6 protein-coding genes are annotated in these 6,289 nt (G+C 74.3%); 2 read left to right on the top strand and 4 right to left on the bottom strand.

The features are described 5' to 3' along the window. Positions 1-53 precede the first annotated feature (53 nt). The 3 genes from ACRYMN_RS13945 to ACRYMN_RS13935 all read right to left on the bottom strand — a co-directional run bounded on the left by ACRYMN_RS13945 (position 54) and on the right by ACRYMN_RS13935 (position 3,197). Entirely contained in the window at positions 54-944 is an 891-nt protein-coding gene (locus ACRYMN_RS13945) for a carbohydrate ABC transporter permease (protein WP_432496153.1), read from the bottom strand. A gap of 4 nt (positions 945-948) precedes the next feature. Next, entirely contained in the window at positions 949-1,800 is an 852-nt protein-coding gene (locus ACRYMN_RS13940) for a carbohydrate ABC transporter permease (RefSeq protein WP_432496160.1), read from the bottom strand. A 95-nt stretch (positions 1,801-1,895) separates the two neighbouring features. Continuing rightward, entirely contained in the window at positions 1,896-3,197 is a 1,302-nt protein-coding gene (locus tag ACRYMN_RS13935) for an extracellular solute-binding protein (protein WP_432496158.1), read from the bottom strand. Positions 3,198-3,649: 452 nt separating this feature from the next. Between ACRYMN_RS13935 and ACRYMN_RS13930 the strand changes: the two genes are divergently transcribed. Together ACRYMN_RS13930 and ACRYMN_RS13925 are read left to right on the top strand one after the other, a co-directional pair. Beyond that, on the top strand, positions 3,650-4,879 hold the full coding sequence (locus tag ACRYMN_RS13930; RefSeq protein WP_432496150.1) for a LacI family DNA-binding transcriptional regulator: 1,230 nt from the start codon (positions 3,650-3,652) through the stop codon (positions 4,877-4,879). Between the two features lie 125 nt (positions 4,880-5,004). Further along, positions 5,005-5,304, top strand: coding sequence for a hypothetical protein (locus ACRYMN_RS13925; protein WP_432496149.1), 300 nt, complete (start codon positions 5,005-5,007; stop codon positions 5,302-5,304). A 21-nt stretch (positions 5,305-5,325) separates the two neighbouring features. Here the strand turns inward: ACRYMN_RS13925 and ACRYMN_RS13920 are convergent, their stop codons facing one another. After that, positions 5,326-6,213 carry a Rieske (2Fe-2S) protein gene (locus tag ACRYMN_RS13920; RefSeq protein ID WP_432496146.1) on the bottom strand — a complete coding sequence of 296 codons (888 nt, stop codon included), beginning with the start codon at positions 6,211-6,213 and terminating at the stop codon, positions 5,326-5,328. Between the last annotated feature and the right edge of the window lie 76 nt (positions 6,214-6,289).

The raw sequence follows: 6,289 nt of genomic DNA, 5'->3' as shown, positions 1-6,289 counted from the left end.
GCGCCGCTCAGGCGGCGCGCCGACGGGGGTGGGACGTCACTGCACGGGGGTGGTCACTTGCTGAAGCCGGCGGTCAGGCCGGCGATGAGCTGACGACGGCCCACGACGTACAGGACGAGGATCGGCAGCGTGCTCAGCACCACCGCGGCCAGCACGGCCGGGATGTTGACGGTGTACTGGCCCTGGAAGTCCCACAGCGCCAGCGGCATGACGCGCCGGTCGGGGCTCTGGGTCAGCACCAGGGGCAGCAGGAAGCCGTTCCAGACCTGCAGCGCGTTGTAGATGCTCACCGTGACGATCGCGGGGCGCGTCAGCGGGAACGCCAGGCGCCACATGCTGCCCCACTCGCTGGAGCCGTCCAGGCGCATGGACTCGAACAGCTCGTTGGGCACGTCGCGGATGAAGTTCGACAGCAGCAGCACCGTCAGCGGGATCGCGAAGGCGATCGACGGCAGGATCAGCGCCGTGAGGGTGTCGTACAGCTCCAGGCGGATGATGATCAGGTAGACGGGGATGATCGTCGCCTGCAGCGGGATCGCCAGGCCCATGAGGAAGACGGCGTTGACCGACTTCAGGAACCGCCCGCCGCCGCCGCGCACGATGGCGAAGGCGGCCATGAACGACATCAGCACCGCCGGGACCACCGAGCACACGGTGACGATGACGCTGTTGAAGAAGTAGCGGACGATGTCCGCCTCGATGACCTGCTGGTAGGCCAGGAAGGTCGGGTTCTGCGGCGGGGCCAGCGGGTTGGTCCGGAAGTACTCGGACTGCTCCTTGAAGCTGGTGACCAGGATCCAGTAGATCGGGATGATGATGATCGCCAGCCAGATCCACCCGGCGAGGCCGCCGAGGTAGTTGCGCGACAGGCCCGAGCGCCCGCGGCGGCCGGTGCCGCCGTCGCCGGCGGAGGAGCGCGGCGGGGCGGAGACGGTGGTGGCCATGAGGTCAGGCCCCTTCCAGCTGGCTGGTGTTGGCGTCCTTGCCGCCCAGGCGCTGCAGCAGCAGCGCCAGCGCGAGACCCACGAGGACCAGGATGACGGCGATCGCGCTGGCCTGCCCCATGAGGCTGGCCCGGAAGCCGCGCAGGTACATGTCCAGGGCCAGGGCGCGGGTGGCGTTGCCCGGGCCGCCCTGGGTGAGCACGAAGATGAGGTCGAAGAAGGTCAGCGACCCGACGACCATCAGCGTCGAGGACGTGATGATCGTGTACTTCAGCTGCGGGACCGTGATGTGGAAGAACTGCTTCACGCGGCCCGCGCCGTCCAGCTGCGCCGCCTCGTACATCGAGACGGGGATCTGCCGCACGCCGCCCTGGTAGATCAGGGAGTGGAACGGCACGAACTGCCAGGAGACGACGAAGACGACGACACCCAGCGCCAGCCACCGCCGGCCGAGCCAGTCCTGGTCGAGGAAGGTCAGGCCGGTGCTGGCGCCGATGCCGAAGTTCGGGTCGAGCAGCGCCTTGTAGACGATGGCGATGGCGGCCGAGCTGAGCAGCAGCGGGATGAAGTACAGCACCGCCAGGAACGCGCGGTAGCGCTGGTTGCCCGCGATGAAGACGCCGATCAGCAGGCTGATCGGGGTCTGCACCAGCCACGACAGCGCCATGATGAGGAAGGTCACCAGCAGCGCGTTGGGCAGCTCGGGGTCGCGCAGCACGGCCGTCCAGCTATCCAGGCCCGCGAAGCTCTGCGTCACGGGGCTGATGCCGTCCCAGGCGGTGAAGCTCAGCGCGAAGACGCCCACGAGGGGCACGATCCCGAAGACGGTGAAGAAGATCAGCGCGGGGAGGACCAGCCACCAGAGGGAACCGGTGCTGTTCTGCTTCGAGCTGGCGCGGAGCGGGCCCGCCGCGGCCGGAGCGGCCGCGACGGTGCCCGAGGTGGCGCTGCTCACTGCGCCGAGACCGCGTTCATGTTGTCGGCGAACTGCTGCGGGGTGATCGAGAGCTGGAAGAGCTGCTCGATGTTGGTGAGCAGCTCCTGGGCGGCGGTGGAGCTGAGCGCCTGGTCCCAGGACATGCCGAAGAAGGACGCGCCGCTGGCGACCTCGTAGACGAAGGTGAGGAAGTCGCCGTCCGGGGCGGCGGCGAGCTGGTCCTCGACGCCCTTGAGGATCGGGACCTCGCCGGCCTGGGTGATGAACGCCTCGGCGATCTCCTCGGTCAGCACGCCGTCGAGCAGGTAGTCGCGGGCGATCTGCTTCTGCTCCTCGGAGGCGTTGGAGGAGATCGAGTAGTACTGCGCCGGGTTGCCGACGGTGCCGGAGGCGTCGCCCTTGCCGCCGGTGACGACCGGGAAGGACTGGAAGCTCAGGTTGCCGCCGGTGACGAAGTCGCCGCCGTCGGCCTTGATGGAGCCGTAGCACCAGCTGCCCTGCAGGAGCATGGCGGCGCGGTCGGTGTAGAGCAGCGCCTGGTCGGCGTTCTGGTCGGCGACGATCGAGTTGAACCCCTCGACGAAACCGCCGGCGCGGACGAGGTCCTGGGCCAGGGTGAGGGCCTGGAGGACGTCCGGGTTCGACCAGGCGTTCGGCTGGCTGTCGTTGAGGGCCTGGTAGGCCTCCTGGCCGCCCACGCGCAGGACGAGGAACTCCAGCCACATCATGGTGGTCCAGCGCGACTGGCCGGCCAGCGAGATGGGGGCGATGCCGGCCTGGGTGAAGACGGGCACCAGGGCGAGCAGCTCGTCCCAGGTCTGCGGCGGCTGCGCGCCGACCTGCTCGAACAGCTTGTTGTTCGTGTAGAGCACGATCGGCTGCACGGTCTCGTGCGGCACGGCGTAGACCTTGCCGTCCACCTCGCCCGGGATCCACGCGGCGTCGAACAGGCGCGTGCGCATGTCCGGGTTCTCGTCCACGAAGGAGGTCAGGTCGTCGATCTGGCCGGCCTCGGCCCAGTCGCGCACGCTGCCGCCGCCCCAGCTGAAGATGAGGGTCGGGGCCTGGCCGGCGCCGATGGCGGTGCGGATCTTGGTCTTGTACGCGTCGTTCTGGTACGGGGTGGCAGCCAGGTCGCCGTTCTCGGAGGACTCGTTGAACGACTCCACCGACTGGTCGCGCACCTCCTCCTTGGGGGCGCCCGTCAGGTACCAGATGGTGGCGTCGCCGTCGGCCGCCTGGCCGGGGCCCGCCGAGCCGCCGCCGCAGGCGGCCAGCGTCGTGGCGGCCAGCGGGGTCGCCACGGCCAGGGCCATGAAGGACCGACGGGAGGTGCGGTTCTGAACCACTGTGATCTCCGATGCGCCGAGCCGCGTCCTCGCGGCTGCTCTCGAACGGACGCGGCGGGTGCCGCTCCCGGGGGCCCGTGGGGGCCCGACCTCTCACCGCGTGTCGAAATCTTTCGACAACGGCGTTCGCACGGAACCATAGGCAGCGGGTCGGGACGGGTCAAGCCGTTCGCCCGCGGCGACGCCGACCGTGTCCGTACCGTGTCCGAGCCGTGCCACCCGGGGCGTCCGGCCGTACCACCCGGGGCGTGCAGGCACTACCGCCGCCGCCCCCGCGCGGGCTAAAGTTTTCGATAGAAGCGGGCGCGGCACGGTCGCCGCACCCTCCGCTCACCCACCGTCAGCGCACCACCACCCCGTGCACGGCCGCACCGGGTGCTCCGCCCCCCAGCTCCGCCCAGCCCGCCCAGGAGGCCGCCGTGCTCGAACGCACCCCGCGCAGCAGGAGCGCTCGGCGTCCCACCCTCGCGCTCATCGCCGAGTCCGCCGGCGTCTCGGTGGCCACCGTCTCCAAGGTCGTCAACGGCCGCGACGACGTGGCCCCCGACACCCGGGCCCTCGTGGAGGAGCTGCTGCGCCGGCACGACTACGCGCCCCCCTCCGCGCGCCGGTCCCCGCAGGCCGGCGGGGCGGTGCAGTTCCTCGTCCACGGCGAGCTGCGCGCCTACGCCACCCAGGTGATCGACGGCGTGCTCAGCGGGGCCGAGGAGGCCGGGGTCTCCGTCTCCGTCGGGCGCCTGGGCGAGGACCTGGCCGACCCGGCCACGGCGCGCCCCTGGGCCCGCGAGCTGGCCGCCCTGGGCCGCCTCGGCGTCATCGTCGTCACCGGCGAGCTGAGCGCGGCCCACGTCGACGCCCTGGACCGCGCCGGCCTGCCGCTGGTCGTCATCGACCCGCTGAACCTGCCGCGGCGCGAGGTGACCAGCGTCGGCTCGACCAACTTCACCGGCGGCATGACCGCCACCCAGCACCTGCTCCAGCTCGGGCACCGCGACGTCGTCTACGTCGGCGGCCCGGGCACCTCCTCGTGCAACCGCGCCCGCGAGCACGGCTTCCGCGCCGCCATGGAGGCGGCCGGGCTGCCGGTGCCGCCGGAGGCGGCCCTGGACACCGAGGAGTTCGCCTACGAGCCGGGCCGGCGCGCCGCCGAGCGGCTGCTCGAGCGCGAGCACCCCCCGACGGCCGTGGTGGCCGGCTGCGACGCCATCGCGCTGGGCGTCATGGAGGCGGCGCGGGTGCGCGGGCTGCGGGTGCCCGACGACCTCTCCGTCGTCGGCTTCGACGACACCGAGCTGGCCGAGGTCGCCACCCCGCCCCTGACCACCGTGCACCAGCCGCTGCGCGAGATGGGCCGGGTGGCCCTGCGCACCGTCATGCGCGTGGTGGCCGGGGAGCAGCTGGACTCCCACCACGTCGAGCTGGCCACCGAGCTGGTGGTGCGCGCCACCACCGCCCCTCCCCCCGGCCCGGCGGGCGCGCGCCGCGGGCCGCGCGCCGTGGACGCGCGCCGCACCGTGCCCGTCGCCCCGGCGGCGCCCGCCGCCCCGTCGGCACCGGTCGCCGCGGTCGCCCAGCTGCCCCCGGCGGGTCCGACCGCGGTCGCCCCGCTCTCGCGCACCGCCCCGCTGCCGCACGTGCCGCGCGCCTGAGGCCGCGACCCGCCCGCGGTTGCCGGGCCCGGGCGGGCGTGGTCCGATCGACGGTGCGGGACCGCCAGGACGGTCCCGGCGCGGCCCCCCGGGACGACCGCGCGCCGGCGGACATCGGAGTTGCCGTGGACACCCTCAGCACCACCCCCACCCGCACGACCCGCACCCCCCGCACCGCACCGGCGCGCCGCGTGCGCGCGCCCGAGCAGCCGGAGGCGGGCCGGCTGCTGGACCTGACGCAGGCCGGTCCCCTGGACGCCCTGCGCGAGGCCTACGCCGACCGGCTCGCGCTGCTGGCCGCCCGGGCCCCCGAGGACGCCCTGGCGCGCAGCGCCCAGCGGGTGCGCGCGCTGGAGGAGGTGCTGCGCCCGGTGGGCGCGCCGCTGCGCCGCAGCGGCCCGGACCCGGCCACCTTCCTGGGCTGACCCGCCCGGCGCCCCGCCGGCTCAGGGCTGCGGCGGGGCGTCCAGGCGCGCCAGGACGCGCCCGCCGACCACGCGCACGTCGACCGTGGGCTGCGGCGCGGTCGCCGGCCCGCCGACCACGCGGCCGTCCGCGAAGCGGAACGCGCTGTCGTGCCAGGGGCAGACCACCTCGGGCCCGCGCTCGCCCTCGCGCACCCGCCCGCCGTGCAGGCCCGCGCCCAGGTGGGTGCACGTGTCGGCCAGGGCGAGCACCGAGGCGCCCCGGCGCAGCACACACAGCGGCGCGTCCCCGGCGCGCACCTGCGTCAGCTCCCCGTCGGGCAGGTCCTCCAGCGCGCCGACGTCGACGTGCTCCTTGCCGTCGCCGGCCAGGTGCGGCAGGTGCTCGGCGTGGTTGGGCCCGGCGGCCCAGCGGTAGGCCAGGTGCCCGCCCAGCGCGCCGGCGGCACCGGCGGCCAGGGTCCCGGCGCTGCGCAGCAGCGGGGCGCGGCGACCGGCCAGCAGCGAGGCGCCCCAGCAGGCGACGGCGAGCGCGTTGCCGCTGGCGTGCACCAGCGCGGTGCGCTGCTGGTCGGGGTGTAGGCCCGTGTAGTCCGCCCAGCCGGCCGCGGCCGTGGGCACGGCCGAGGCCAGCGCGACGGCGGTCAGCCCGCGCGCCGGGGCGCGCAGCGCGCGCCCGCCGGGCAGCACGGCGGCGGCCACGTCCAGCAGCAGGGCCGACACCGACGTGCCCACCGGCAGCTGAGCCATCGCGGGGTGCGCGGGGTGGCCGAAGGGGCGCCCGTGCAGCAGGGCCCGCACCCGCCCGCCCGGCAGCACGCGGTCGGCGACCGCCGCCGCGCGCGCGGCCAGCGGGTCCAGCACGGTCAGCCGCGACGGCGCGTCGAAGAGGGTGCCGATCAGGCTCATGCCCCCCTGCCTACTCCTCGCCGCCCGCCCCGGCACCCCGGAGCACTCCCGGAGCACCCCCGGAGCACCCCGGGAG

Source organism: Kineococcus gypseus, from assembly GCF_050871305.1.
GTDB lineage: Bacteria > Actinomycetota > Actinomycetes > Actinomycetales > Kineococcaceae > Kineococcus > Kineococcus gypseus.
Note: the sequence above shows the minus strand (reverse complement) of the source record. Positions and strands in the feature narration are given on the sequence as shown.

Coding starts and splice junctions, on each gene's coding strand:
- ACRYMN_RS13935 (WP_432496158.1), bottom strand. CDS start 3,197: ATGGCCCTGGCCGTGGCGACCCCGCTGGCCGCCACGACGCTGGCCGCC.
- ACRYMN_RS13920 (WP_432496146.1), bottom strand. CDS start 6,213: ATGAGCCTGATCGGCACCCTCTTCGACGCGCCGTCGCGGCTGACCGTG.
- ACRYMN_RS13945 (WP_432496153.1), bottom strand. CDS start 944: ATGGCCACCACCGTCTCCGCCCCGCCGCGCTCCTCCGCCGGCGACGGC.